The organism is Streptomyces sp. 7R007, from assembly GCF_054850255.1.
The window spans coordinates 76,639-102,696 of the sequence record NZ_JBTWMV010000006.1; the positions used below are offsets into that span (position 1 = coordinate 76,639).

27 protein-coding genes are annotated in these 26,058 nt (G+C 71.6%); 15 read left to right on the plus strand and 12 right to left on the minus strand.

Annotation, left to right across the window (positions count from 1 at the left end):
- Positions 1 to 13 precede the first annotated feature (13 nt).
- Complete coding sequence (locus ACYF6T_RS10245; protein WP_461695321.1) at positions 14 to 2,404, minus strand: ATP-binding cassette domain-containing protein; 2,391 nt, start codon at positions 2,402 to 2,404, stop codon at positions 14 to 16.
- 220 nt (positions 2,405 to 2,624) lie between these two features.
- Between ACYF6T_RS10245 and ACYF6T_RS10250 the strand changes: the two genes are divergently transcribed.
- Positions 2,625 to 3,203 carry a carboxymuconolactone decarboxylase family protein gene (locus tag ACYF6T_RS10250; RefSeq protein ID WP_461695322.1) on the plus strand — a complete coding sequence of 193 codons (579 nt, stop codon included), beginning with the start codon at positions 2,625 to 2,627 and terminating at the stop codon, positions 3,201 to 3,203.
- 737 nt (positions 3,204 to 3,940) lie between these two features.
- Positions 3,941 to 4,957, plus strand: coding sequence for an RNA polymerase sigma-70 factor (locus ACYF6T_RS10255; RefSeq protein WP_461695643.1), 1,017 nt, complete (start codon positions 3,941 to 3,943; stop codon positions 4,955 to 4,957).
- Here ACYF6T_RS10255 and ACYF6T_RS10260 read toward each other — a convergent pair.
- Entirely contained in the window at positions 4,935 to 5,474 is a 540-nt protein-coding gene (locus tag ACYF6T_RS10260; protein ID WP_461695323.1) for an ATP-binding protein, read from the minus strand. The two genes, ACYF6T_RS10255 and ACYF6T_RS10260, sit on opposite strands and share 23 nt — an antisense overlap.
- A 96-nt stretch (positions 5,475 to 5,570) precedes the next feature.
- Between ACYF6T_RS10260 and ACYF6T_RS10265 the strand changes: the two genes are divergently transcribed.
- The 3 genes from ACYF6T_RS10265 to ACYF6T_RS10275 all read left to right on the plus strand — a co-directional run bounded on the left by ACYF6T_RS10265 (position 5,571) and on the right by ACYF6T_RS10275 (position 7,386).
- Positions 5,571 to 6,149, plus strand: coding sequence for a helix-turn-helix domain-containing protein (locus tag ACYF6T_RS10265; protein WP_461695325.1), 579 nt, complete (start codon positions 5,571 to 5,573; stop codon positions 6,147 to 6,149).
- Between the two features lie 56 nt (positions 6,150 to 6,205).
- Complete coding sequence (locus ACYF6T_RS10270; protein ID WP_461695326.1) at positions 6,206 to 6,871, plus strand: hypothetical protein; 666 nt, start codon at positions 6,206 to 6,208, stop codon at positions 6,869 to 6,871.
- Positions 6,872 to 7,050: 179 nt separating this feature from the next.
- Entirely contained in the window at positions 7,051 to 7,386 is a 336-nt protein-coding gene (locus ACYF6T_RS10275; RefSeq protein ID WP_461695327.1) for a DUF2516 family protein, read from the plus strand.
- A 45-nt stretch (positions 7,387 to 7,431) separates the two neighbouring features.
- Here ACYF6T_RS10275 and ACYF6T_RS10280 read toward each other — a convergent pair whose 3' ends face one another.
- The 3 genes from ACYF6T_RS10280 to ACYF6T_RS10290 form a co-directional block, all read right to left on the minus strand.
- Positions 7,432 to 8,721, minus strand: coding sequence for a PP2C family protein-serine/threonine phosphatase (locus ACYF6T_RS10280; protein ID WP_461695329.1), 1,290 nt, complete (start codon positions 8,719 to 8,721; stop codon positions 7,432 to 7,434).
- Positions 8,722 to 8,970: 249 nt separating this feature from the next.
- Positions 8,971 to 10,032 carry a C40 family peptidase gene (locus ACYF6T_RS10285; RefSeq protein WP_461695330.1) on the minus strand — a complete coding sequence of 354 codons (1,062 nt, stop codon included), beginning with the start codon at positions 10,030 to 10,032 and terminating at the stop codon, positions 8,971 to 8,973.
- A 158-nt stretch (positions 10,033 to 10,190) separates the two neighbouring features.
- Positions 10,191 to 10,985 carry a class I SAM-dependent methyltransferase gene (locus ACYF6T_RS10290; RefSeq protein ID WP_461695332.1) on the minus strand — a complete coding sequence of 265 codons (795 nt, stop codon included), beginning with the start codon at positions 10,983 to 10,985 and terminating at the stop codon, positions 10,191 to 10,193.
- 235 nt (positions 10,986 to 11,220) lie between these two features.
- On the opposite strand from ACYF6T_RS10290, the gene mshA reads away from it, so the two are divergent.
- The 3 genes from mshA (at position 11,221) to ACYF6T_RS10305 (ending at position 14,860) form a co-directional block, all read left to right on the plus strand.
- A complete protein-coding gene (mshA, locus tag ACYF6T_RS10295) occupies positions 11,221 to 12,558 on the plus strand; it encodes a D-inositol-3-phosphate glycosyltransferase (RefSeq protein ID WP_461695333.1) in 1,338 nt (445 codons plus the stop codon).
- A complete protein-coding gene (locus tag ACYF6T_RS10300) occupies positions 12,551 to 13,066 on the plus strand; it encodes a type III secretion system chaperone family protein (protein ID WP_461695335.1) in 516 nt (171 codons plus the stop codon). Before mshA ends, ACYF6T_RS10300 begins: the two co-directional genes overlap by 8 nt.
- A gap of 132 nt (positions 13,067 to 13,198) precedes the next feature.
- Positions 13,199 to 14,860: a glycosyl hydrolase family 28-related protein gene (locus tag ACYF6T_RS10305; protein ID WP_461695336.1), complete on the plus strand. Its 1,662-nt coding sequence runs from the start codon at positions 13,199 to 13,201 to the stop codon at positions 14,858 to 14,860.
- On the opposite strand, the gene ACYF6T_RS10310 is transcribed toward ACYF6T_RS10305, so the two are convergent.
- Positions 14,842 to 15,483 (minus strand): methyltransferase domain-containing protein, encoded by a 642-nt coding sequence (locus tag ACYF6T_RS10310; RefSeq protein WP_461695338.1) that lies wholly within the window; start codon positions 15,481 to 15,483, stop codon positions 14,842 to 14,844. The genes ACYF6T_RS10305 and ACYF6T_RS10310 overlap by 19 nt on opposite strands.
- Positions 15,484 to 15,501: 18 nt before the next feature.
- Positions 15,502 to 16,299 (minus strand): helix-turn-helix transcriptional regulator, encoded by a 798-nt coding sequence (locus ACYF6T_RS10315; RefSeq protein ID WP_461695340.1) that lies wholly within the window; start codon positions 16,297 to 16,299, stop codon positions 15,502 to 15,504.
- On the opposite strand from ACYF6T_RS10315, the gene ACYF6T_RS10320 reads away from it, so the two are divergent.
- Positions 16,298 to 16,783, plus strand: a complete 486-nt coding sequence (locus tag ACYF6T_RS10320) for a DUF2000 family protein (RefSeq protein WP_461695644.1) — start codon at positions 16,298 to 16,300, stop codon at positions 16,781 to 16,783. The genes ACYF6T_RS10315 and ACYF6T_RS10320 overlap by 2 nt on opposite strands.
- Before the next feature lie 50 nt (positions 16,784 to 16,833).
- Here the strand turns inward: ACYF6T_RS10320 and ACYF6T_RS10325 are convergent, their stop codons facing one another.
- Positions 16,834 to 18,102 (minus strand): MDR family MFS transporter, encoded by a 1,269-nt coding sequence (locus tag ACYF6T_RS10325; protein ID WP_461695341.1) that lies wholly within the window; start codon positions 18,100 to 18,102, stop codon positions 16,834 to 16,836.
- A gap of 166 nt (positions 18,103 to 18,268) precedes the next feature.
- Here ACYF6T_RS10325 and ACYF6T_RS10330 point away from each other — a divergent pair, with 166 nt between their 5' ends.
- Positions 18,269 to 19,030: a phosphoglyceromutase gene (locus ACYF6T_RS10330; RefSeq protein ID WP_461695343.1), complete on the plus strand. Its 762-nt coding sequence runs from the start codon at positions 18,269 to 18,271 to the stop codon at positions 19,028 to 19,030.
- 79 nt (positions 19,031 to 19,109) lie between these two features.
- Here ACYF6T_RS10330 and ACYF6T_RS10335 read toward each other — a convergent pair whose 3' ends face one another.
- The 3 genes from ACYF6T_RS10335 to phoU all read right to left on the minus strand — a co-directional run bounded on the left by ACYF6T_RS10335 (position 19,110) and on the right by phoU (position 20,502).
- Entirely contained in the window at positions 19,110 to 19,358 is a 249-nt protein-coding gene (locus ACYF6T_RS10335) for an SCO4226 family nickel-binding protein (protein ID WP_461695345.1), read from the minus strand.
- A gap of 166 nt (positions 19,359 to 19,524) precedes the next feature.
- Positions 19,525 to 19,680, minus strand: coding sequence for a hypothetical protein (locus ACYF6T_RS10340; protein ID WP_461695347.1), 156 nt, complete (start codon positions 19,678 to 19,680; stop codon positions 19,525 to 19,527).
- Positions 19,681 to 19,800: 120 nt separating this feature from the next.
- Positions 19,801 to 20,502 (minus strand): phosphate signaling complex protein PhoU, encoded by a 702-nt coding sequence (phoU, locus tag ACYF6T_RS10345; protein WP_461695348.1) that lies wholly within the window; start codon positions 20,500 to 20,502, stop codon positions 19,801 to 19,803.
- A 225-nt stretch (positions 20,503 to 20,727) separates the two neighbouring features.
- On the opposite strand from phoU, the gene ACYF6T_RS10350 reads away from it, so the two are divergent.
- The gene (locus ACYF6T_RS10350; RefSeq protein ID WP_461695350.1) at positions 20,728 to 21,981 is read left to right on the plus strand and encodes a sensor histidine kinase; all 1,254 of its coding nucleotides are present in this window, start codon (positions 20,728 to 20,730) and stop codon (positions 21,979 to 21,981) included.
- On the plus strand, positions 21,978 to 22,658 hold the full coding sequence (locus ACYF6T_RS10355; RefSeq protein ID WP_015659563.1) for a response regulator transcription factor: 681 nt from the start codon (positions 21,978 to 21,980) through the stop codon (positions 22,656 to 22,658). Before ACYF6T_RS10350 ends, ACYF6T_RS10355 begins: the two co-directional genes overlap by 4 nt.
- An 84-nt stretch (positions 22,659 to 22,742) precedes the next feature.
- Here the strand turns inward: ACYF6T_RS10355 and ACYF6T_RS10360 are convergent, their stop codons facing one another.
- Entirely contained in the window at positions 22,743 to 23,387 is a 645-nt protein-coding gene (locus ACYF6T_RS10360) for a copper chaperone PCu(A)C (protein WP_461695352.1), read from the minus strand.
- A 591-nt stretch (positions 23,388 to 23,978) separates the two neighbouring features.
- On the opposite strand from ACYF6T_RS10360, the gene ACYF6T_RS10365 reads away from it, so the two are divergent.
- The 3 genes from ACYF6T_RS10365 (at position 23,979) to ispF (ending at position 26,033) form a co-directional block, all read left to right on the plus strand.
- Positions 23,979 to 24,461 (plus strand): CarD family transcriptional regulator, encoded by a 483-nt coding sequence (locus tag ACYF6T_RS10365; RefSeq protein ID WP_003953493.1) that lies wholly within the window; start codon positions 23,979 to 23,981, stop codon positions 24,459 to 24,461.
- A gap of 308 nt (positions 24,462 to 24,769) precedes the next feature.
- Positions 24,770 to 25,546, plus strand: coding sequence for a 2-C-methyl-D-erythritol 4-phosphate cytidylyltransferase (gene ispD, locus ACYF6T_RS10370; RefSeq protein ID WP_461695354.1), 777 nt, complete (start codon positions 24,770 to 24,772; stop codon positions 25,544 to 25,546).
- Positions 25,536 to 26,033 carry a 2-C-methyl-D-erythritol 2,4-cyclodiphosphate synthase gene (ispF, locus tag ACYF6T_RS10375; protein ID WP_461695355.1) on the plus strand — a complete coding sequence of 166 codons (498 nt, stop codon included), beginning with the start codon at positions 25,536 to 25,538 and terminating at the stop codon, positions 26,031 to 26,033. Before ispD ends, ispF begins: the two co-directional genes overlap by 11 nt.
- The last annotated feature ends 25 nt before the right edge of the window (positions 26,034 to 26,058 follow it).

Genomic DNA, 26,058 nt, shown 5'->3' on the forward strand with positions numbered 1-26,058 from the left:
CCCGCCTCCCCGGTCAGGCGCCGACGTACTTCGCCAGGTGCTCCGCCGTGAGCGTCGAGCGGGCCGCCACCAGCTCGGCGGGCGTGCCCTCGAAGACGACCCGGCCGCCGTCGTGGCCGGCGCCCGGTCCGAGGTCGATGATCCAGTCGGCGTGGGCCATGACCGCCTGGTGGTGCTCGACGACGATGACGGACTTGCCGGAGTCGACGAGCCGGTCCAGCAGGCCGAGGAGCTGCTCGACGTCGGCGAGGTGGAGACCGGCCGTCGGCTCGTCGAGGACGTAGATCCCGCCCTTCTCGGCCATGTGCGTGGCGAGCTTGAGGCGCTGGCGCTCACCGCCGGAGAGGGTGGTGAGCGGCTGGCCCAGGGTGAGGTAGCCGAGTCCGACGTCGGCAAGGCGGCCGAGGACCGCGTGGGCGGCCGGGGTGCGCGCCTCGCCGGAGCCGAAGAACTCCAGCGCCTCGGACACCGGCATCGCCAGCACCTCGCTGATGTCCCGGCCGCCGAGGCGGTACTCGAGCACCGACGCGTCGAACCGCTTGCCCTCGCACTCCTCGCACACCGTCGCCACCCCGGCCATCATCGCCAGGTCGGTGTAGATCACGCCGGCGCCGTTGCAGGACGGGCAGGCGCCCTCGGAGTTGGCGCTGAACAGGGCCGGCTTGACGCCGTTGGCCTTGGCGAACGCCTTGCGGATCGGTTCGAGCAGACCCGTGTACGTCGCCGGGTTGCTGCGCCGCGAACCGCGGATGCCGCCCTGGTCGACCGAGACCACGCCCGCGCCGGCCGGGATCGACCCGTGCACCAGCGAGCTCTTGCCCGACCCGGCGACCCCGGTGACCACGCACAGCACCCCGAGGGGCACGTCGACGTCGACGTTCCGCAGGTTGTGCGTGTCGGCGCCGCGGATCTCCAGCGTGCCGGTGGCCTTGCGCACCGTCTCCTTCAGCCCGGCCCGGTCGTCGAGGTGGCGGCCGGTGACCGTACCGGAGGCGCGCAGCCCCTCGACGGTGCCCTCGAAGCAGACGCTGCCCCCGGCCGTCCCGGCGCCGGGGCCGAGGTCGACCACGTGGTCGGCGATCGCGATGACCTCCGGCTTGTGCTCCACGACCAGCACCGTGTTGCCCTTGTCGCGCAGCCGCAGCAGCAGCTCGTTCATGCGCTGGATGTCGTGCGGGTGCAGACCGATGGTCGGCTCGTCGAAGACGTACGTCACATCCGTGAGCGAGGAGCCGAGGTGGCGGATCATCTTGGTGCGCTGCGCCTCACCGCCCGACAGGGTGCCCGAGGGCCGCTCCAGCGACAGATAGCCGAGGCCGATCTCCACGAAGGAGTCGAGGGTCTGCCGGAGCGCCGAGAGCAGCGGCGCCACCGACGGCTCGTCCAGCCCGCGCACCCACGCGGCCAGGTCGCTGATCTGCATCGCGCAGGCGTCGGCGATGCTGATGCCGGCGATCTTCGAGGAGCGGGCGGCCTCGGTGAGCCGGGTGCCCTCGCAGTCGGGGCAGACGGTGAAGGTGACCGCGCGGTCCACGAACTCCCGGATGTGCGGCTGCATGCCCTCCCGGTCCTTGGAGAGCATCGACTTCTGGATGCGCGGGATCAGACCCTCGTAGGTCATGTTGATGCCCGCGATCTTCATCCGGGTCGGCTCGCGGTGCAGGAAGTCGTACAGCTCCTTCTTGGTGTACTTGCGGATCGGCTTGTCCGGGTCGAAGAAGCCGGACTCGATGTAGAGGCGGGAGTTCCAGCCGCCGCCCTTGTACCCGGGCACCGTGATCGCGCCCTCGGCCAGCGACTTGGAGTCGTCGTAGAGCTGGGCGAGGTCGAGGTCGGTGACGTTGCCCCGGCCCTCGCAGCGCGGGCACATGCCGCCGGTGATGCTGAAGCTGCGCCGCTCCTTCACCTTCTGCCCGGCGCGCTCGACGGTCACCGCGCCGGCGCCGCTGATCGAGGCGACGTTGAAGGAGAACGCCTTGGGCGAGCCGATGTGCGGGGTGCCGAGCCGGCTGAAGAGGATACGCAGCATGGCGTTGGCGTCGGTGGCGGTGCCGACGGTGGAGCGCGGGTCGCTGCCGAGCCGCTGCTGGTCGACGGTGATCACGGTGGTCAGCCCGTCGAGTACGTCGACCTCGGGCCGCGCCAGCGTCGGCATGAAGCCCTGCACGAACGCGCTGTACGTCTCGTTGATCAGCCGCTGCGACTCGGCGGCGATCGTGTCGAACACCAGCGAGCTCTTGCCCGAGCCGGAGACGCCCGTGAACACCGTCAGCCGGCGCTTGGGGATCTCGATGCTGACGTCCTTGAGGTTGTTCTCGCGCGCGCCGTGCACGCGGATGAGGGCGTGGCTGTCGGCGACGTGCGGCGCGGCGGCCCGCGCGTCTGCCTTCGTGGCCGTGCTCATCGTGTCTCCTCCGTCGGGCGGGCGTGGTCGGGTGGCGTGGCAGTCACGCTAAGCGCAGGAGGGGCCCCGGCGCTTCTCGAATCCTGATCTGTCCTCTCCTTCGGATCCTTCGGACTCCGTTGCCTGCGGATGTCACGCGCGCGCTTCCGCCGGTGTCTTCATGCCGAACAGCCACCGAGCACATCCGTATCCGTTCCGTGAGTCCCCGAGGGAGAACACCATGGCGCTCCGCGTTCCGAAGGCCGAGATCGCACCCGAGGTCAGCGAGAGCATGATCAAGCAGTTCGGGGTCGTGCCGGCGCCCCTGGAGGCGACCTGGCACCAGCCCGACGTCGCCCGCACCGCGCAGGAGATGGGGGCCGGCGTCCAGGCGTGGGACAAGGCCGACGAGAGCCTGAAGTCGTTCGCGCACATGGCCGTCGCCGCGCAGGTCGGCTGCGGCTGGTGCCTGGACATCAACTACTTCATGGCGCAGAACAAGAACCTCGACCTGACCAAGGCGAGCCAGGTGCCGCGCTGGCGCGAGTCGGACGTGTTCACGCCGCTGGAGCGGGACGTGCTGGAGTACGCCGAGGCGATGACGGTGACCCCGACCGCCGTCACCGACGAACTCGCGGCCCGCCTGCTGGACCGGCTCGGCCCGGCCGCGCTGGTCGAGCTGACCGCGGCGATCGCCTTCGCCAACTTCGCGACCAGGAACAACACGGCCCTCGGCATCGGCTCGCAGGGCTTCTCCGACGCCTGCGAGATCCCACTGGCGACCCGCCCGGAGCAGCCGGCGGCGGCCCCCACGGCATGACCGACAACCCGGCCCCGACCAACGGCACACCACCGGAGCCCCCCTCGCCCCCCGACCGCACCCCAGCCGGAAACCCATCGGTTCTTGGCCAGGGTGCGGGGGTGGGGGTGGGGGAGTCATCGGCTCTTGGCCAGGGTGCGGGGGTGGGGGAGTCATCGGCTCTTGGCCAGAGTGCGGGGGTGGGGGAGTCATCGGCTCTTGGCCAGAGTGCCAGGGTCGGGGAGTCATCGGCCCGGCGCCAGGACGCCCCGGTCGGGGAGTCATCTGCCCCTGGCCAGGGCGTCCGGGCTGGGGAGTCATCGGCCGTTGGCCAGGGCGCCCCGGTCGGGGACTCATCTGCCCCTGGCCAAGGCGCCGGGGCTGGGGAGGCATCCGCTCTTCACCAAGGCGCCCCAGCCGGAAACCCATCCGCCCCCCACCAAGATGCCCGGGCTGGGGAGTCATCGGCCCTTGGCCAGGGCGTCCGGGCTGGGGAGGCATCCGCTCTTCACCAAGGCGCCCCGGTCGGGGACCCATCCGTCCTGCGCCAGGGCGCCCCGGTCGGGAGCCCATCCGTCCTGCGCCAGGGCGCCTCGGTCGGGGACTCATCCGCCGTGTGCCAGGGCGCCTCGGTCGGGAGCCCATCCGCCGTGTGCCAGGGCGCTTCGGCCGGGGACCCATCCGCCCTGCGCCAGGGCGCCTCGGTCGGGGACCCATCCGCCCTGCGCCAGGGCGCCCCGGTCGGGAGCCCATCCGCCCTGCGCCAGGGCGCCCCAGCCGGGGACCCATCCGCCCTCCACCAAGGCGTCCGGGCCGGAGAGTCATCCGTCCCGCGCCAAGGCGCCCCGGCCGGGGACCCTTCCGTCTCCCGTCGCCGTGTACCGGACCACGTCACCTCGTCCGAGGACCCCTTCGTCGTCCACCGTGCGCTTCTCTTCACGGTCGCCTACGAGTTGCTCGGGTCGGTGGCCGACGCGGAGGACGTGGTGCAGGAGTCCTGGCTGCGCTGGGCCGGCGTGGACCGTGCCCGGGTGCGTGACCCGCGGTCGTACCTGGTCCGCACCGTCACCCGCCAGTCGCTCAACCGGCTGCGCTCGCTCGCGCGCCGGCGCGAGGACTACGTCGGCGAGTGGCTGCCGGAACCCCTGCTGACCAGCCCCGACGTCGCCGAGGACGTGGAGCTCGCGGAGAGCGTGTCGATCGCGATGCTCACCGTCCTGGAAACCCTCGGGCCGACGGAACGGGCGGTCTTCGTCCTGCGCGAGGTCTTCGACCTGCCGTACGACGAGATCGCGGAGGCGGTGGGGAAGTCCGCGCCGACGGTACGGCAGATCGCGCGCCGGGCCCGCGAGCACGTGGCGGCGCGCCGGCCGCGGGTGCGGGTGAGCCGGTCCGAGCAGCGGGAGGTGGTGGACCGCTTCCTGGCCGCCCTGCGCACCGGGCACCTGCAGGAGCTGCTGGCGGTCATGGCGCCGGACGTGGTGATGATCGCCGACGGTGGCGGTGTGGTGCCCGCCGCCCTGACCCCCCTGCACGGCGCCGAGACGATCGCGCAGCTGCTCGCCCGGGCGCACCGGGCGGTGGACGTCTTCGAGGCGACCGCCGTCCACCTCAACGGCGCCCCCGCCGGCCGCCTGGACCTCGACGGCGTTCCCACGGCGGTCAGCGTCACGGTGGAGGAGGGCCGTATCACCCGCATCCACGTGGTGCGCAACCCCGGCAAGCTCACCCGCCTGGACGAACCGGTCGACCTCAGCAGAGAGCCGGCCCCCTGACGGCCTCGGCGATCCGCGAGGCGGCCTGCTCCGGCGTGATGTGCGTGGTGTCGACGACCTCGGCCGCCGCGTGCAGCCAGGAGCGGGCCGCCTCGGCGTACGGCTCCAGGTGGGCGAGCCGGAACGTGGAGGGTCCGAGCACCGTGTCCTTCTCGATGCGCCCGCGCAGCGTGTCCTGATCGGCGTGCAGGACGAAGTGCCGTACCGGAATGGAGTGCCGGGCCAGGCCCGCGCTGATCTCACGCCAGTACTCCTCGACCAGGATCGTCATCGGCACCACGAGCGTGCCGCCGGCGTAGTCGAGGACGCGCCGGGCGGTCTCGACGACGAGCGGCCGCCACGGCGGCCAGTGCTGGAAGTTCTTCGTCCCGCGGCCCGGCAGCGCCGGCCTGATGTCCATGAGCGTCTCGCCGACCTTCTCGGCGTCGAACACCCGCGAACCCGGAATCAGTTGCTGCACCAGCGGACCGGTCGTCGACTTGCCCGCGCCATGGGTGCCGTTGATCCATACGATCACGGCCCCGAGGCTAGCCCCGCACCGGCCCCGAGTGACACGGCGCACTATTGCAAGCACCTGCTTGCAATAGTTAGCGGACGGGTGCACAGTGGAGGCATGGCATCGCTCAACGTCGGCAATCTCGGTGAGTACCTGCGCGAGCAGCGGCGCAACGCGCAGCTGTCGCTCAGGCAGCTCGCCGACGCCGCCGGGGTGTCCAATCCGTATCTGAGCCAGATCGAGCGCGGGCTGCGCAAGCCGAGCGCGGAGGTGCTCCAGCAGGTCGCCAAGGCGCTGCGGATCTCCGCCGAGACGCTGTACGTGCGCGCCGGCATCCTCGACGCCGAGCGGGACCGGGACGAGGTGGAGACCCGCGCGGTCATCCTCGCCGATCCCACGCTGAACGAGCGGCAGAAGCAGGTGCTGCTGCAGATCTACGAGTCCTTCCGCAAGGAGAACGGATTCGGGACCGGGACGGCGGACGAGACGGCCGAGGCCGCGCAGACGAACGAGGCGGTCGCCGAGGCCGTCGCGTCCGGCGACGGTGCGGTGGACTCCGAGGACGCCGACGCGGTCGTACGACGTACCCGCAAGGCTCCCCAGACCCGCACGTCCGCCCCGCGCCGCACCCGCACGTCCGACGGCGGCGACGCCGAACCGCACGATCCGCACGACCCGCAGCAGTCCGCCGGCTGACCGGACCGCGCGGCCCCGAAACCCTCAGCTGAAAGCGACCGGGAAGGACCATGGCCATGGCCATCACCGACGACCTCCGCAAGACCCTCAGCGACCCGACGCCGCTCTACTTCGCCGCCGGCACCGCCGACCTCGCCCTCCAGCAGGCGAAGAAGGTGCCCGGCCTGGTGGAGCAGCTGCGCGCCGAGGCCCCGGCCCGGATCGAGGCCGTCCGCAACACCGACCCCAAGGCCGTCCAGGAGAAGGCCGCCGCCCGCGCGAAGGAGGCGCAGGCCCGCGTCAAGGAGACGCAGGAGTCCCTCCAGGCCAAGGTCAACGAGTTCCTCAGCACCCTCGACGGCGACTTCAAGAAGATCGGCGCCACCCTCGACGCCGACCTTAAGAAGTTCGGCGAGGCCGCCCAGGACATCGCCCTGCGCGGTGTGGGCGTCGCCGCCGAGTACGCCGTGAAGGCCCGCGAGACCTACGAGAAGGTCGCCGAGCACGGCGAGCAGGCCGTGCGCACCTGGCGCGGCGAGGCCGCCGAGGGCATCGAGAACGTGGCCGAGGAGGTCGAGGAGCTGGCCGTGGCCGTGGAGCCGAAGGCCGAGCCCGTCGAGGTCAAGGACAAGCCGAAGCCCGCCGAGGCCAAGGCCGAGCCCGCCCCCGCGAAGAAGGCCGCCGCCAAGAAGGCGCCGGCCCGCAAGACGACGGCGAAGAAGACCACGCCGCCGGCGAAGTAAGAAGTCGAGAACAGCCGAGGCAAGACGCAAGGACGGCCGGAGCAGGAACGGACGCGCAACAAGCGACGCGGGCCGGGCACTTACCGAGTGCCCGGCCCGTTGTCCGGGTAGCGGGGTTCCGGGACGGGGTACGGTGACCGCGTAGGGACGAGCCGAGTCGGGTGGTGGACGTTGTGCTGATGCAGGGGTTCGCAGGGTTCATGTGGCTGCTGAGCATGGCCCTGATCCTTTTCAGCGGTTTCGCGCTGTTCGACGCCGCGATCCGCCGCGAGGACGCCTACCGTGCGGCCGACAAGCAGACGAAGCCGTTCTGGCTGATCATCCTCGGGCTCGCCTTCGTGGTGAACCTGATCTTCAACATCCTGTCGTTCCTGCCGATCATCGGCCTCATCGCGACCATCGTGTACATGGTCGACGTCCGTCCGGCCGTCCGCGCCATCTCCGGCGGAGGCGGCCGGGGCAGGCGCGGCTCCAGCAGCGACGGCCCGTACGGCCCGTGGAACGGCGGCCGCTGACAGCGCCGGCCCGACGCCCCTCGAACCGGCGAGCCGTCCGGTCGCTCAGACCCCCCGCTCCCGGTCGAGCAGCAGGACCGCCACGTCGTCCGTCAGTTCGCCGCCGTTCATCTCCCGCACCTCGTTCACGGCCGCCCGCAGCAGGGCCTCACCCCGCAGGCCCTCGGCGAGCTGCCGTCGGACCATCTCGACCATGCCGTCCTGCCCGAGCCGCTCGCGCCCCGCGCCGACGTGCCCCTCGATGAGCCCGTCCGTGTAGAGCATCAGGCTCCACTCCCGCCCCAGCTCCACCTGCATCCGCGGCCACCGGGCCCCGGGCAGCAGCCCCAGCGCGGGCCCGTTGTTGTCGTACGGCAGCAGCTGCGCGCCCAGCCCCGGCCGCACCAGCAGCGGCGACGGATGCCCGGCCAGGCACAGTCCGGCCCGCCGCCCGTCGGCGGCGATGTCGACCGTGCACAGCGTGGCGAAGATCTCGTCGTCGGACCGCTCGTGTTCGAGCACCTCCTGCAGGGTCCCGAGCAACTGGTCCCCGCACAGCCCCGCCAGGGTCAGCGCCCGCCACGCGATCCGCAGCTCCACCCCGAGCGCCGCCTCGTCGGGCCCGTGCCCGCAGACGTCGCCGATCATGGCGTGCACGGTGCCGTCGGGCGTGCGGACGACGTCGTAGAAGTCCCCGCCCAGCAGCGCGCGCGAGCGCCCCGGCCGGTAGCGGGCCGCGAACCGCAGCGAGGAGCCCTCCAGCAGCGGCGTGGGCAGCAGCCCGCGCTCCAGCCGGCGGTTCTCCTGCGCGCGCACCCGGCCCTCGGCCAGCCTCCGCTCGGCAGTGTCGGAACGTTTCCTCTCCACGGCGTACCGGATCGCGCGGCTCAGCAGCCGCCCGTCCAGCTCGTCCCGGAAGAGATAGTCCTGGGCGCCCACGCGCACCGCTTCTGCGGCCCGCTCGGCGTCACCGGAGGCGGTCAGCGCCAGCACGGCCTGCCGGGGCGCCAGCTCCAGCACATGCCGCAGCACGGCGAGCTCGTCCTCCTCGCCGGCGCGGCCCGGGGCCGGCAGCGCGAGGTCGAGCAGGATGCAGTGGACGTCGTCGGTCAGCAGCCGCTCGGCCTCGGTGAGGTTGCGGGCGGTGCGGACGCGGATGGGCTTGCCGGAGGAGTCCTGCAGCTCGGGCAGGGCCGTCGAGCCGCCCGGATCGTCCTCGATCAGCAGCAGCGTCAGATGTGTGGTGGCGGCGTTGTTCTCGACCGTGGCTTCCTTGCGCGGGGTCTGTTCCGTGGAGGTCGCCTGACCACTCTCCGCGGCCGGGATCTCTCTCTGCCGCGGTATGGGTACGGGCATCGTCCTGGATTCCTTCCCTCCCCCCGAGGGCATGGCGGGGCGAGGGACCTCGACCCACCGACGGGGACCATAGCGGTACTCGGCGGGCCAGCGGAATGGTGTGGGCCACGCCCCTTGGCAGGCGGCCACCGTCATATGCCGCGATCCGTACCGCAGTTGGACAGGGCACCCCACCAGCGAGGATGACGAACGTCACGTCCCAGGGGCGTTTGAGGACCCGCCGACGTGACCGGGCCCACGTGGCCCGGCTCACGCGTCGGGCCGCACCACGCCGAGGATCGGCATGGACCCGGCGCCCGCGATCGTCACGGTCCGCCCCGGCCGCGGGGCGTGCACGATGGCCCCGTCCCCCACGTACATCCCCACATGACTGGCGTCATCGAAGTAGATGACGAGATCCCCCGGCCGCATGTCCTTGACGTCCACGTGCTTGAGCTGTTTCCACTGCTCCTGCGAGGTCCGCGGAATCGGGTGCCCGGCGTGCAGCCAGGCCTGGGACGTCAGCCCCGAGCAGTCGTACGAGTCGGGCCCCTCGGCGCCCCACACGTACGGCTTCCCGATCTGCGCCGTGGCGAACTCCACGGCCTTCTTCCCGGACTCGGACGCCTTGCTGCTGATCTCCTTCAGCACGCCGGTGTCCAGCCAGGCGGTCTGCGCCCGGTGGGCGGCGGCCTCCTCCAGCTTGGCGAGCCGCTCCTTCTCCTTCTTCTCCAGCCGGGATTCGAGCTTCTCGGCCGCGGCGATCTGCGCCTTGATCCTCTTCCGGGCGGCGTCCTTGGCCTTCCTGCCGGCCTCCAGCTTCTTCCACTGGGCGGAGGCGTCCGCGGCGTACTGCCGCAAGTCGTTCCGCGTACGGGTGACTTCCGCGATGAGGGCCTTGGCCGCCCGCTCACCCTGCAACACCCGCCCGGCCCCGTCCAGGAACTCCTGCGGATCGTCACTGAGCAACAACCGCGCCTCGTCCGGCACCCCGCCACTGCGGTACTGCGCGGCGGCGGCCGCCCCGGCCCGCTCCTTCAGCGCGTCGAGCCGCTTCTGTTCCGCAACGATCTTCCTGGCCAGGGAGACGATCTCGGCGGACTGCTTCCGCGCCTTCTCCTCGGCGGCGTTGTAGGCGTCCGTGGCCACCGCGGCATCGTGATAGAGCCGGTCGAGCCGCTGGCGTACGGCCTCAAGGTCCTTGGTGCTGACGGCAGTCGCCGGCGGAGTCGGATCCGGACTGGCGAAGGCCGTACCCGGGGCGGCCAGCACAGTGACCGCACAGACCACGGTGACCGCCGTCGCGAGAAGTCCGCCCTTGCCCACTGCCATGTCACTTCCCCCACAACCTGATTGACCGTCAGTAACTTACGGCGCCCGGGGGATCGTGCCACGCCACAGCGCAAAACGACAGAGCACACCCCCCACCACATCCCCCGGCGCGACGATCTCCCCACCTTCTGTGACGAACGACTCAGGAAGGTCGTTCCTCACCCCCGCGGAGCCAACGCCTCCCACCGCACGGTCACTTCCCCCTGCCGCCACCGCACCGGCCCGTCCACCACGGGCCAGTCACCGGAGAGATCCCGCACTGCTCGTATCCACCGCTGCCGGGCGCCGTAGGAGGCGTAGGGCGCGGCGGCGGCCCAGGCCCGGTCGAAGTCCCGCAGGAAGGCGTGCACCGGCTCGCCGGCCACGTTCCGGTGAATCAACGCCTTCGGCAGCCGCTCGGCGAGATCGGACGGCCGCTCCAGCGACCCCAGCCGGGCGGCGAAGGTGACCGTACGAGGCCCGTCGCCGCCCAACGCCACCCACACATGCCGCCGCCCGACCTCGTCACAGGTCCCCTCGACGACAAGCCCCCCGACGGCCAGCCGCGCACACAGCCGCTCCCAAACCCCCCGGACCTCCCCCTCCTCGTACTGCCGCAGCACATTGGCGGCGCGCACCAGCAGGGGCCGCTCCGGAATCGGGATCTCGAAGCCACCGTGCCGGAACGAGAGCCCCTCCCGCTCATAGGGTCTGGCGGCCACCACCCGGGCGGGCTCGATCTCCACCCCGACCACCCGCACGCCGGGTGCCACCCGCCGCAGCCGCCCGAGCAGCTCCACGGCGGTCCAGGGCGCGGCCCCGTACCCCAGATCCACGGCCACCGCCTCCCCGGCCCGCCGCAACACGGGCCCGTGCACGGCGGCGATCCACCGGTCCATCCGACGCAGCCGATTGGGATTGGTGGTCCCGCGGGTGACGGAGCCCACGGGCCGGGTCACAGCACGGGAGGTCATACGTACGAGGGTATGCGGCTTCCAGGGGCCACCACCCGCACGGGCCGCCGCAGGCATCGTCCACCCCACCCGCACCCCCAACGCGCTGCCGCCCCGAACAGTTGAGCGATCTCCGGTAATGCCTCGGCAAAAACCGGGGCACCCGGAATGGGAAGCGGTCCCTCCGCTGTTGGACCCCCTTGGAGGGCGCCCCACACCCTCCCCACGGCATGCCCGCAGCAAGGAGGAACGCCACGTGAGCCAGTACGTCAGCAGGCTCGGGCGTCGCTCTCCGGCCACGCCCCCGCGGCTCAGGCTCCACCGCCGCCCCCGCCGCGTGGCCATGCTCTCCGTGCACACGTCCCCCCTCCACCAGCCCGGCACCGGCGACGCGGGCGGCATGAACGTCTACATCGTCGAACTGGCCCAACGCCTCGCCGCGCTCAACATCGAGGTGGAGATCTTCACCCGGGCCACCACCGCCGCCCTGCCTCCCACCGTGGAACTGGCCCCCGGCGTCCTGGTCCGCCACGTGGACGCCGGCCCCTACGAGGGCCTCGCCAAGGAGGACCTCCCCGCCCAGCTCTGCGCCTTCACCCACGGCGTGATGCAGGCGTGGGCCGGCCACCGCCCCGGCTACTACGACCTCGTCCACTCCCACTACTGGCTCTCGGGCCACGTCGGCTGGCTCGCCGCCCAACGCTGGGGCGTCCCCCTCGTGCACGCCATGCACACCATGGCCAAGGTCAAGAACGCCAACCTGGCCGACGGCGACACCCCCGAGCCCGCCGCCCGCGTCATCGGCGAGACCCAGATCGTCGCCGCCGCGGACCGGCTGATCGCCAACACCGAGGAGGAGGCGGCCGAACTCGTACGCCACTACAGCGCCGCCCCCGAGAAGGTCGCCGTCGTCCACCCCGGCGTCAATCTCGACCGCTTCCGCCCGGCGGACGGCCGAGCCGCCGCGCGGGCCCGCCTGGACCTGCCCCAGGACGCCCTGATCCCGCTCTTCGCCGGCCGCATCCAGCCCCTGAAGGCGCCGGACATCCTCCTGCGCGCCGTGGCGGTCCTCCTCGACGACCGCCCCGACCTCCGCTCCCGCATCGTCGTACCGGTCGTCGGCGGCCCCAGCGGCAGCGGCCTCGCCAAACCGGAGGGCCTGCAGAAGCTCGCCGCCCGCCTGGGCATCGCGGACGTCGTGCGCTTCCGCCCGCCCGTCGACCAGGACCAGCTGGCGGACTGGTTCCGAGCGGCGTCCCTGCTGGTGATGCCGTCGTACAGCGAGTCCTTCGGCCTGGTGGCCATAGAGGCCCAGGCCACCGGCACCCCGGTCCTCGCGGCGGCGGTGGGCGGCCTCCCCGTGGCGGTCCAGGACACCCGCACCGGCTTCCTCGTGCAGGGCCACAACCCGGCCGACTACGCCCGCGTCCTGGGCGCCTTCGCCGACGACCCCGCCCTCACGCCGCGCCTGGGCGAGGCCGCGGCGCGCCACGCCCGCTCGTTCGGCTGGGACACGGCGGCGGCCGCGACGGCGGACGTGTACACCGCGGCGATCCAGTCCCACCGCCGTCGCGTACGCTCCCACCATGGGTGACGCAACGGAAGCGAGCACGGAGACGGCGGTCCGGGCCATCGAGTCGACGCTCAAGGACGCCGAACTCGACTACGAGAGCCCGGCCCCCGGCAACTACGTCGTCAAACTCCCCGGCACCCGCAAGCTCTCCACCACGGTCTCGCTCCTCGTGGGCCGCCACTCCCTCTCCCTCAACGCCTTCGTCATCCGCCACCCCGACGAGAACGAAGAGGGCGTGCACCGCTGGCTCCTGGAGCGCAACCTCAAGCTGTACGGCATCAGTTACGCGGTGGACCACCTCGGCGACATCTACGTCACCGCCAGGCTCCCCCTCTCCGCCGTCACCCCCGACGAGGTCGACCGCCTCCTCGGCCAGGTCCTGGAGGCGGCGGACGGCAGCTTCAACACGCTGCTGGAGCTGGGTTTCGCCTCGGCGATCCGCAGGGAGTACGAGTGGCGGGTCTCCCGCGGCGAGTCGACGCGCAACCTGGACGCGTTCACGCACCTGACCCAGCGGTCCGCCGACTGAATTCTGGTCCGCACCAACCAACCCCCTGCGCGAAGTCTTCCTCAACCGCAGGGTCCGTGGCATGCTCACGCTCGACGCACATCTGAACGTCGTTCACATCCATGAAAAGGCACCATGGAAGGACGTACGGACATGAGCCCCGCGCACGACCCGGGCGTGACCAGGAGAACGGTGCTGTACGGAGCGGCCGCACTGGTCGCACCCGTCCACGCCGCCACGCCGAAGTCCCCGTCGCCGCAACCCGCCTCCCTCTGGCGGGAGTTCACCCGGACTCCCTACACCCACCCGCAGATCCCGTACATCGCCCGATCCGGCTACCGGTCCGGCACCCCCCGCTTCCCACGCCGCCCCGTCGTGGCCGACGTACGCGACCACGGCGCCGTGCCGGACGGCACCACGGACTGCGCCCCCGCGATCAACCGTGCCATCGCCGCTGCCGGAAGGGCCGGCGGTGGCACGGTCACCATCCCGCCCGGCACTTTCCGCATCGACGGCCTGATCCACATCGGATACGACAACGTCGTACTGCGGGGCGCCGGGAGCGTCCGGACCACCCTCTACGCCACCAGGAGCCTCACCGAGCTCATCGGCGTCTACGGCTCCCGCTACGGCGGCACCAAGTCGGCCTGGTCCTGGGCCGGCGGCCTGATCTGGCTCTGCCCGAACGCCCGTTGGGACTCCCTGGTCGCCGCCGTCAAGGCACAGACCTGGCCGTTCGAGGGCTGGACCGGGAACCGGCGGGACGAGTGGCGGACGCTCACCGCCGTCGCCCCCGCCCGCCAGGGCGACCGGACGGTCACCGTCGCCGACCCCTCCGCCCTGCGCCCCGGCCGCCTGGTCCTGCTCCGCGTCGCCGACGACCCGGCCCACACGCTCCTGCAGCACATGGCGGGCGGCGGCCCGGGCCCTGCGGCCTACTACTGGGAGGACAAGACCAAGCTCCTGTCCTACGTCCCCTACGAATGGCCCGTGCGCATCACCGCGCTCCACGGCCACCACGCCACCCTGGAACGCCCGCTCCCGGTGGACCTCCGCCCCGAATGGGACCCCCAGTTCACCACGCACGTAAGGGAGTTGACGGGCTCCGGCGTCGAAGGGATCACCCTCCACGTCATGGAGACGCCCCAGTCACCGCACCTCCTCGACAAGGGCTACAACGGCGTCGTCCTGCAGTGCGCGTACGACTGCTGGGCGGACGACGTCACCGTCCGCAACGTCGACAACGGCTTCGGCCTGGTCGCGGCCTCCGCCTGCACCCTGCGCCGCACCCGCGTGGGCGGCCGTGGCTCGCACCACCCCTACTTCTGCCGCGAGGGCTCGCACGACAACCTGGTCGAGGACTTCACCGTCGAGGACCGCACGGTCCCCGCCCCCGACGGCACCCAGCTCCACGGCATCAACGTCGAGGGCCTGTCCTCCCACAACGTCTGGTCCCGCGGCGACATGCGGATGGGCACCTTCGACTCCCACCGCGGCCTGCCCTTCGCCAACGTCCGCACCGACATCACGGTGAACAACAACGGCCGCCACGGCGGCGACGCCAACGCCGGCCCCCTCTTCGGCGCCCGCTTCACGCACTGGAACATCCGCGTCACCAACGGCCGCGCGGGCCTGATGAAACTCGACGCCCTGGCCCCGTACTCGGCGACGGTCGGCCTCAACGAGGTCACGGAGTTCGACCAGACCGACGTCCCCGACTTCACCGGCGACCTGCACACGCGGCTGGAGCTGTACCCGACGACCGACGTCGTCCGGCCCGGGAACCTGTACGAGGCTCAGCGCAGGACGTCGTAGCCGACGAAGGCGAACATCCGCTCGCCGGGCGTCAGTGGCCGGGGCACACCGGTGAAGCGGTGCGCCCCGACGCCGAAGCCGAGGCCCGGTTCGGACACCCACAGACGCTCGAACCCGCGCTCCTCCAGCCAGCCGCACACCCGCGGTACGAGATCGGGCTCGATCTGCCGGCTGCGGGTCCACACGACCGTGCCGCCGGTCCGGCACAGCCGCGTGCAGTACTCCAGCGTCCGTTCCACGTCCGCGTCGGTGATGTTGCCGAGCACACCGCACACGAGGACCAGATCGGCGGGGACCATCCCGGCATAGCTGTCGGTCAGCGAGGCGTCCCCGGCAAACACCTCGACCCCCGGCAGCCCGGCGTCCCGCGCCGCGGCCCGGGCCGCCGCGACGTTGCGCTCGTCCAGCTCGACCAGCCGGGCGCGGACGTCGGCCCGCCGGGGATGGTCGCGCAGGACGCCGATCAGGTCATGGCCCTGGCCCGCGCAGACGCTGACGGCCGTGAGGGGCCCGGGAGGGGCGGTGTCGAGGGCGAGGCGGACTCGGTCCTGGACCACGGCCAGGCGTCGGCTCAGAGGGGAATCCGGGGAGTCGTACCTGCCGTGCCACTCGTGCCAGTCCATACGCGGAGCGTACGGCGCTCAGCCGCGCGCCGCCCGCCGGTATCGCCCCGGCGGCACGCCCACCAACTTCCGGAAATGGCGCGTGAGATGGGACTGGTCGAAGAACCCGGTCGCCGAGGCGGTCTCCGCCGGGCTGCGGCCTTCCAGGAGCAGGCGGCGGGCGCGGTCGACGCGGCGCGAGTTGAGGTACTGGTGCGGGGCGATGCCGTAGGCGGTGCTGAACGCACGTACCAGATGGGCGGGATGGGCCTGGAGCAGCCCCGCCGCCTCCTCCAGCGCCAGTCCCTCGACGAGCCGCGCGTCGAGGAGTTCGCGCAGACGGCGGGCGAGGGCGGGGTCCGGGCGCCGCGGGGCGGTGGGCCGGGGCCGCAGATGGCCGCGCAGCCGCTCGCCGATGAGGGTGAGCCGGCTCGCGGCCTCCAGTTCGTCGCCGGCGTGCCCGAGCGCGGTGTGCAGTTGGCCGACGCGCCGCCGCAGCACGGGGTCCCGCAGGTCGGGGCTGTCGACGGCGGCCCCGATGAGGTCCTCGCCGAGGTGGGTGCCGTCGAGGTACAGGACGCGCTTGCGGAAGCCGTGCGGGGTGGCGGGGGAGCCGTTGTGCGGGACGTGCGGCGGAAGGAGGGTGACCGTGTCGTGCGGGGTGCCGTGCTCGTGCCGGTCCAGGTCGTACCGTACGGCCCCGTCGTCCACGATGAGCAGCGTCCACGCGTCGTGGACGTGCATCGGGTAGGCGTACTCGGTGAAGTGGGCGTGGAAGACCTCGACGACGCCCGTCACGGCCGGGCGCCAGGCGGAGACTTCCTGCCGGGTGGCCATGCAAAGAACGTACAAGACGACGTCGTACGGCGGACGGCAGTCTCACTGCATGAACAGCGTGCACACCGAACCCGTCCGCTTCGACACCAAGATCGCCGTCCTGCTGCGCGGGGACCTGGAGCCCTGGCAGCGCCTGAACGTCACCGCGTTCCTGGTCAGCGGCCTGGGCAGCCAGGTCCCCGAGGTGATCGGGGAGCCGTACGAGGACGCCGACGGAGTGGCGTATCTGCCCATGTTCCGCCAGCCCGTCCTGGTCTTCGAGGGCACGAAGGAGACCCTCACGGCCGCCCACGGCCGCGCCCTCTCCCGCGCCCTGCCCCGCGCCCTCTTCACCTCCGACCTGTTCACCACCGGCCACGACGGCGCCAACCGCGCGGCGGTCCGGGCCGTGCCGACGGCGGAACTGGATCTCGTGGGTCTGTCGGTGTACGGGCCGAAGAACGCGGTGGACAAGGTGCTCAAGGGGGCACGGATGCATCCGTGAGCGCGGCTGCCCGGCGCGTGTGGTGAAGGCCGGCTTCGGCCGGACGAGTCCTAGGCGGCGCCGACCTCGGCCTGCACGGCGCCCGGCTCCTCCGCTTCCGGCTCCTCCGCTGCCGCCTCCTGCCCCGGCAGCCGGCGCATCAGCACCCCGTACCCGGCCGCCGCCACCGTGCCCACGGCCGCGCACGTCCCCCACAGCCAGTCGGCGCCGAAGTGGTCGATCACGAAGCCGGACATCAGCGGGGCGACGAGGGAGGCGACGGCCCAGGAAAGGGTGTACACGCCCTGGTAGCGGCCGCGGCCCTGCACGGGGGAGAGACGGACGACCAGGCCGGTCTGCGTCGGCGCGTTGATCATCTCGCCCAGGGTCCACACGCACACGGTGAGGGCGAAGACGCCGACCGCCCCGGCGAAGGCGGTCAGCCCGAAGCCGTACCCGGCGAGCAGGGCCGAGACCACCAGGAGCCGGCGCGGGTCCCGGTGCTCGATGAGCCGGGTGACCGGGAGCTGCAGCGCGACGATGAGCAGACCGTTGACGGCGATCGCCAGGCCGTAGTCGGCGGGCGTGAAGCCGGCCTCGCCCATCGCGACGGGCAGCCCGACCGAGCCCTGCTGGAAGACGAGGGCGATCAGGAAGGACAGCCCGACGACGCCCATGAAGCGCCCGTCGCGCAGGACGGACCCGAGGCCGACGGTGTCCTCGTGCGCCGACCGGACCGTCTCGGCCGGCTTGGACTCGGGCAGCCTGAGGAAGACGACGACCGCGCAGACCGCCGTCATGCCGGCCTCGATCAGGAAGCCGGCGAGGTAGCTGACCTGCGCGATGAAACCGGCGGCGGCGGAGGAGACGGCGAAGCCGAGGTTGATCGCCCAGTAGTTGAGGGAGAAGGCGCGGACGCGGTCCTCGGGGCGGACGATGTCGGCCATCATCGCCTGCACGGCGGGCCGGGAGGCGTTGGAGGCCATGCCGACGAGGAAGGCGACGGCGGCGATCGCGAGGGGGTCGTGCACGAAGCCGAGCAGGGCGACGGAGACGGCGGTGGACGACTGCGCGATCAGCAGCGTGGGCCGTCTGCCGAGCCGGTCCGTCATCACGCCCGCGCCGACGGACGACACGACTCCGCCGAGGCCGTGCAGGGAGGCGACGAGGCCGGCGTAGGAGGCGGAGTAGCCGCGGTCGAGGGTCAGGTACAGCGCCATGAAGGTGGCGACGAAGGCGCCGAGCCGGTTGACGAGGGTGCTGGTCCACAGCCACCAGAAGGCGCGGGGGAGTCCGGAGACGGTTTCGCGGGCGGCGCGTCTCAGGCTGGCTGCGGACATGGCGGAACCCCCGGGGCGGTAAGTGGCAGGCGAGGCAGTCACAACTTACGAGCGCGGGTGGCGGGGCGGCCAACGAATTAACAGAAGCCGTCAATCGACGAACGGGCGGAAACAGGGACCGAAGGGCCGATCGAGCCCCCTGGACCCGTGGATTACGCTCTGGGGCATGGCCGACGCACCGTACAAGCTGATCCTCCTCCGCCACGGCGAGAGCGAGTGGAACGCGAAGAACCTGTTCACCGGCTGGGTGGACGTCAACCTCAACGAGAAGGGCGAGAAGGAGGCAGTCCGCGGTGGCGAGCTTCTGAAGGACGCCGACCTGCTGCCCGACGTGGTCCACACGTCCCTCCAGAAGCGCGCGATCCGCACGGCGCAGCTGGCCCTGGAGGCCGCCGACCGCCACTGGATCCCCGTCCACCGCTCCTGGCGCCTGAACGAGCGCCACTACGGCGCCCTCCAGGGCAAGGACAAGGCGCAGACGCTCGCCGAGTTCGGCGAGGAGCAGTTCATGCTGTGGCGCCGGTCCTACGACACCCCGCCGCCGCCGCTCGAGGACGGCGCGGAGTGGTCCCAGTCCTCCGACCCCCGCTACGCGACGATCCCGCCGGAGCTGCGCCCGCGCACGGAGTGCCTCAAGGACGTCGTCATCCGCATGCTCCCGTACTGGTACGACGGCATCGTCCCCGACCTCCTGGCCGGCCGCACGGTCCTCGTCGCCGCCCACGGCAACAGCCTGCGCGCCCTGGTCAAGCACCTCGACGGCATCTCGGACGCCGACATCGCGGGCCTGAACATCCCGACGGGCATCCCCCTCTACTACGAGCTGGACACCGACTTCAAGCCGACCACCCCCGGCGGCAAGTACCTCGACCCGGAGGCGGCCGCAGCAGCGATCGAGGCGGTCAAGAACCAGGGCAAGAAGAAGTAACCGCCCACGCGTAAGCCCCCTGTCTGCGGTCTCTCCGCTGGGAGGGGGCTTTTCTCGGCGAGCCGGGCGGGTGTGGCCGTCAGACCGACAGGGGTACCGGGTGGATTTCGTCTGCCTTGTGGCCCGCTCGTTCGTGGATGCGTTGGACCGCTTCGGCCGACGGGGCCTCCGAGAGGCAGTAGACCGTGCCGGAGTCGGGGTCCGCCCAGGCCTGTTCGAAGTGGACGTTCTCTTCCTCTTCTATGGCGAGGTCCGCCTGGTGGGCCTGGTGGAGCTGGTCCGCCGTGATGCCGTTCATTCCGTGGTGGACGTCCATGAAGCGAGCCATGGGGTCCCACCTCCTCTCGGGCGGAAGGGAATGCCGGATTCCGATTCGGTTCCCTTTCATGGTGCGCTCGCGCGGACCTTCCTGCGACGCGGCGACGCGCGGCGACGCGAGACGACGCGAAAGGGCCCCGGCACGGTCTCGTGCCGGGGCCCTCGGCGGCGTGGCGTCAACCGCACTGGCACGGATTGCCCTGCTGGCACCCGCAGCCGCAGCCCGAGCCGCAGCCGCACGCGCCGAAGAGCGGGAGGCTCTTGATCTCGGCGGGCTGGTCCGTCTCGCGCTCCTGCGTGGGGTCGGGCGTGGTGCTGGGGGCTTCGGCCATGGGTCCCTCCTCAAGGCGAGGGCCTGACGACGTCGGATCAGGCCCTGTGCCCATTGCATGCCCGCTCCGCTGGGCGCATCAACGGCGCACGGAGGCTCCTGAGCGCCCCCGGCGACGGCCTTACGCCCCCTCGCCCCCGGCCACCGGCTGGATCTCCGGCTGCACGTCCGCCTGGAGGTCGTCCGCGTGCTCGCCGGTGACCAGGAAGACGACGCGCTTGGCGACGGCCACCGCGTGGTCGGCGAACCGCTCGTAGTAGCGGCCCAGCAGCGTGACGTCCACCGCCGTCTCGATGCCGTGCTTCCAGCGGTCGTCCAGCAGGTGCTGGAAGAGCGTGCGGTGCAGCAGGTCCATCTCGTCGTCGTCCGTCTCCAGTTGCAGCGCCAGGTCGACGTCCTTGGTGACGATCACCTCGGCCGCCTTCGCCATCAGGCGCTGCGCGAGCTGGCCCATCTCCAGGATCGTGGCGTGCAGGTCCTGCGGGATCGCCCGCTCCGGGAAGCGCAGCCGGGCCAGCTTCGCCACGTGCTGGGCCAGGTCGCCCGAGCGCTCCAGGTCCGCGGACATGCGCAGCGACGTGACGACGATCCGCAGGTCCGTCGCCACCGGCTGCTGGCGGGCCAGCAGTTCTATGGCCTTGGCCTCCAGGTCGTGCTGGAGCTCGTCGATCTTCTTGTCGGCCTCGATCACGCTCTCGGCCAGCTTCAGATCGGCGTCGAGGATGGCGGTCGTGGCGCGCCCGATCGCCGACCCGACCAGCCTGGCCATCTCCACCAGACCGTCGCCGATCGAATCCAGTTCCTCGTGGTACGCGTCCCGCATCAGGGTTCCCTCTCGTGCGTGTTCGTCGGGGGCTGCCGGGGGTCGGGGCCCGCCGTGAAAACCGGCGCTTCGCACCCCACGCTCCCACGATCCGGCCGGAACGCGTCGGTTTCCGTCACCCTAAATGAACCGACCCTGGCTCTCAGGTGAACTCTGGGCGACGAGTGTTCGAGCTCGGCCCCCGACGGCTGTGGCGATGTCGTACCCCATGCCTAACCTGGACGCATGGACGTGAACGCGGCGGTCGCCGCAGCGGCAGCGATCGCCGGGGTGCTCACCGGCGTGATCGCCATGCTGGCGTTCCGCTGGAGCGAGCGGGAGCAGAAGCGCCCCACGCGCACCTCCCTGCACACCGACCCGGTGCTCCCACCGGGTGTGGACACCGTCCTGTCCGTGCTCCGGTCGTCGGCCGTCGTCCTGGACGAGGCCGACGCCGTCGTCAAGGCCAGCTCCGCGGCGTACGCCCTGGGCCTGGTCCGCGGCGGCCGGCTCTCCGTGGAGCCGATGCTGCAGATGGCCCGGGACACCCGGCGGGACGGGGAGATACGCCAGGTCGAGCTGGACCTGCCGCGCCGCGGGACCGGACGGGGCGAGGCCCTCGCGGTCTCCGCGCGGGTGGCCCCGCTCGGCTCCCGGCTGGTGCTCCTGCTCGTCGAGGACCTGACCGAGGCCCGCCGCATCGAGGCGGTACGACGCGACTTCGTCGCCAACGTCAGCCATGAGCTGAAGACCCCCGTCGGCGCGCTCTCCCTCCTCTCCGAGGCCGTCATGGACGCCTCGGACGACCCGGAGGCCGTGGAGCGCTTCGCCGGCCGGATGCAGATCGAGGCGACCCGGCTGACCAACCTGGTCCAGGAGCTCATCGACCTCTCCCGGGTGCAGAACGACGACCCGCTGGAGGACGCCGAGCCGGTCCGGGTCGACGAACTGGTCGCCGAGGCCATCGACCGCTGCCGGCACGCGGCCGGCACGAAGCAGATCACGATGGCCGCGGGCGGCACCGCCGACCTGAGCGTGTGGGGCAACCGCGGCCAGCTCGCCGCCGCCCTCGGCAACCTGGTCGAGAACGCCGTCAACTACTCGCCCGCCCGCACCCGCGTCGGCATAGCCGCCCGCCGGGTGACCGCGCCCGGCGGGGACCACATCGAGATCGCCGTCACCGACCAGGGCATCGGCATCTCGGACAAGGACAAGGAGCGCATCTTCGAGCGCTTCTACCGCGTGGACCCGGCCCGCTCCCGTGCCACCGGCGGCACCGGCCTGGGCCTGGCGATCGTCAAGCACGTGGCCGCCTCGCACGGCGGGGAGGTCACGGTGTGGAGCTCGGAGGGACAGGGCTCCACGTTCACCCTTCGGCTGCCGGAGGCGGGTGCGGCCCGCGACCGTGCGCACGAGCACCCCGATCTCGACGACGAGGCCGGGCAGTCCCCAGAACCAACCCCGTACGAACCGCTTCCCGCCCCGGAGGTCCTTCCGTGACCCGAGTGCTCGTCGTCGAGGACGAGGAGTCCTTCTCCGACGCCCTGTCGTACATGCTCCGCAAGGAGGGCTTCGAGGTCGCCGTCGCGACCACCGGGCCCGACGGACTCGACGAGTTCGAGCGCAACGGCGCCGACCTCGTCCTCCTCGACCTGATGCTGCCGGGGCTGCCCGGCACCGAGGTGTGCCGTCAGCTGCGCGGCCGCTCCAACGTCCCGGTCATCATGGTGACCGCCAAGGACAGCGAGATCGACAAGGTTGTCGGGCTGGAGATAGGAGCCGACGACTACGTCACCAAGCCGTTCTCCTCGCGTGAGCTGGTCGCCCGCATCCGCGCGGTCCTGCGCCGCCGTGGGGAGCCCGAGGAGGTCACCCCGGCCGCCCTCGAAGCCGGGCCGGTCCGCATGGACGTCGACCGGCACGTCGTGACGGTCTCCGGCTCCAAGGTCGACCTCCCCCTCAAGGAGTTCGACCTCCTGGAGATGCTGCTGCGCAACGCCGGCCGCGTCCTGACCCGCATGCAGCTCATCGACCGCGTCTGGGGCGCCGACTACGTCGGTGACACCAAGACCCTCGACGTCCACGTCAAGCGCCTGCGCGCCAAGATCGAGCCGGACCCGGGCGCGCCGCGGTACCTGGTGACGGTGCGGGGCCTCGGCTACAAGTTCGAGCCGTAAACAGCACGGACGTACGTACGGCACAGGGGCGGGACCTCCCGGTGAGGTCCCGCCCCTGTGCCGTACGACTGCTCGCCGCGCCGCCTACTGCGCCGTCGCGCTCGCCGAAGCGGAGTCCGTCGGGGTGGCCGACGTGGTGGCCGACTCCGAGGGCGAGGCCGAGGGGGAGGTGCTCTTGCCCGGCTTGGCGCTCGCGCTGGCCGTCGGCGAGGGGATGTCGCTCGGGCCCCACTTGGAGAAGTAGCTCTTGGCCGGGACCACGAAGGCGCGCAGGCTCACGTCACCGCTCTTGCTGAAGGTGAAGGTGACCTTCTGGGCGTTGCCGTCCTGGACGGCCTCGCGGCTGCTGGACAGGACCGCGGCGGCGTTGCCCTTGCCGCCGATCACGACGGAGCCGTGCGCCGGGACGCTGAGCTTCCCCGTGCCCTTGGCCGGCGTGATCTCGGCGCTCTTGCCGGTGCCGGGGACGGTGATGGCGTCCAGGGTCTGGGCGGTGTCGCCGTTGTTGAAGACGGTCGCGGAGATCACGGCCGGGCCCGTCGACTCCAGGTCGGGCTGGGTGATGATCGTGACGTTCTGGAGCTTGATGTCGCCGACCGTGACGGCCGCGTTGTCCGGCTTGATCTGCAGGGTCTGGGCATCACTGCCGGCGCCGCACGCGGCGAGCGAGGCGATCGAGAACGCGATGGCGGCGGCGCCGAGGGCGCCGCGTCGAAGGCTGCTGCTCACGGCGGCGGCAACTCCTTGACTCGAACGTGGCGGCTGATAAAGCCGCCCCAAGTGTCTGTCAGCGGCCTTAGGTTACCGAGCCGTTCCCGGCCTCCCGCACCCGACCCTCCCCCAAGCGGTCGTCTTCCCCCGGCAGGCGGTAGCCGCGCGCACTCGTCCGGCATTCACATAAGCCCCTCGCGCATACGCCAGGCGGCGGCGCGCAAAATTTCCGTGAAGGAATGCGCGACCGTCCCGGAATTGATCACGCCGGGCTACAACCGACCGCCCAGTCGGCCGCGTGTGATCAATTCCGGAATCGGCGCGGAAGCGTCCGTCGGCACCGAACGGAGTAGCGGAAGTCGCACATCTGGAACCAGACATATGGGGATGTTCCTCCTCGTCGGGAGGGCTCCGGATGCGTGTAACGTACGCGTTTCACCTCACCCGGAGAGCGGCTCCGACCTGCGAATACCTGCTTCCGCCCGGCCCTCACAGCACGTTCCTGTTGCTGTTGTCAAGCCCCGAGATATGCCCTGACCTGCGAAAACGCCATTCAGAACCGCCGGTTTCCGTGTTACCCTGGATAGCCACGGAAGGGGTACCTGTCACATGACGTTCAAGGTTGGCGACACCGTGGTCTATCCCCATCACGGGGCCGCGCTGATCGAGGCCATCGAAACTCGCCAGATCAAAGGCGTGGACAAGACCTACTTGGTGCTGAAGGTCGCCCAGGGTGACCTGACGGTGCGTGTGCCAGCGGACAATGCGGAGTTCGTCGGCGTACGTGATGTGGTCGGTCAGGACGGACTGGACCGGGTCTTCGAGGTGCTGCGCGCGCCGTACGCCGAGGAGCCCACGAACTGGTCGCGTCGATACAAGGCAAATCTCGAGAAGCTCGCCTCCGGCGATGTCATCAAGGTCGCGGAAGTCGTGCGTGACCTGTGGCGTCGTGAGCGCGAGCGCGGACTGTCCGCCGGTGAGAAGCGCATGCTCGCCAAGGCCCGCCAGATCCTGGTGAGCGAGCTCGCCCTCGCCGAGAACACGAACGAGGACAAGGCCGAGGCCCTGCTCGACGAGGTTCTCGCGTCCTGAACGCCTGACGCAGGCGCAAGCCCGCTTCAGCACTCAGCACATTGAGCACAGTGAAATGCCGCGGTGCCCGTTGACGTATCTCCGTCGCCGGGCGCTGCGGCATGTTCGTACCCGGACGACGTCCGTACGCCACACTGTCCGTGCATCACGCTCGTACACCATGCTTCGGGGAGTCCCCCGATACTTGGCGTGCCGGGCCCGGGCAGCTGGCTCGACCAGGGTCACGGAAGGGTCCGGTCAAGGCGTCGCGCCCGGCACTTCCCAGGCCATACCCACGCCAGGCTGGCACACAAACCTGACAGGAACCGATGTCTGACGATTCGCGCCCTTCGCCCACGGAGCTTCGTACGGCCGCGGTGATTCCGGCCGCCGGCCGGGGCGTGCGCCTCGGTCCGGGCGCCCCCAAGGCGCTGCGCGCGCTGGGCGGTACCCCCATGCTCATCCACGCGGTGCGCGCGATGGCCGCGTCCCGCGCGGTCTCCCTGGTCGTCGTCGTGGCTCCGCCGGACGGCGCGCCCGAGGTCAAGTCGCTCCTCGACGCGCACGCGCTGCCCGGGGGTCCCCCCAGCGGTAGCTGGGGGAGGACGGACTTCCTCGTCGTCCCCGGCGGCCAGTCGCGGCAGGAGTCCGTGAAGCTCGGGCTCGACGCGTTGCCGCCCGACTACGACATCGTGCTGGTGCACGACGCCGCGCGGCCGCTGGTGCCGGTGGACACGGTGGACGCGGTGATCGAGGCGGTACGGGAGGGCGCGCCGGCCGTGGTGCCCGCGCTGCCGCTCGCCGACACCGTGAAGGAGGTCGAGCCGGCGGCCGTCGCGGGGGAGCCGGAGCCGGTCGTCGCCACGCCGGTGCGGGCGCGGCTGCGGGCGGTGCAGACACCGCAGGGCTTCGACCGCCGGACGCTGGTGCGGGCCCACGAGGAGGTCACCGAGGACGTCACCGACGACGCGAGCATGGTGGAGCGGCTCGGCGAGACGGTGCTGCTCGTGCCCGGGCACGAGGAGGCCTTCAAGGTGACGCGGCCGCTGGATCTGGTCCTCGCGGAGGCGGTTCTGGCGCGCAGGAGGCTGAACGATGGCTTCTGAGGAGCGGTTCGTCCTGCCCCAGGTGGGCATCGGCACCGACATCCACGCCTTCGAGGAGGGCCGGGAGCTGTGGTGCGCCGGGCTGAAGTGGGAGGGGGAGGGCCCGGGGCTGGCCGGCCACTCCGACGCGGACGTCGTCGCGCACGCCGCGTGCAACGCGCTGTTCTCCGCGGCCGGACTCGGCGACCTGGGGCAGCACTTCGGGACCGGGCGGCCGGAGTGGTCCGGGGCGTCGGGGGTGACGCTGCTGACGGAGGCGGCACGGATCGTGCGCGAGGCCGGTTTCCGCATCGGGAACATCGCCGTGCAGGTCGTGGGCCCGCGCCCGAAGATCGGCAAGCGCCGGGACGAGGCGCAGAAACTCCTCTCCGAGGCGGCGGGGGCGCCGGTGTCCGTGTCCGGGGCCACGACGGACGGGCTCGGCTTCCCGGGCCGCGACGAGGGACTGATGGCGGTGGCCACGGCGCTCGTCGTGCGGACCGGGTGACCTCCGTCTCCCGCGCGGCCGTCGC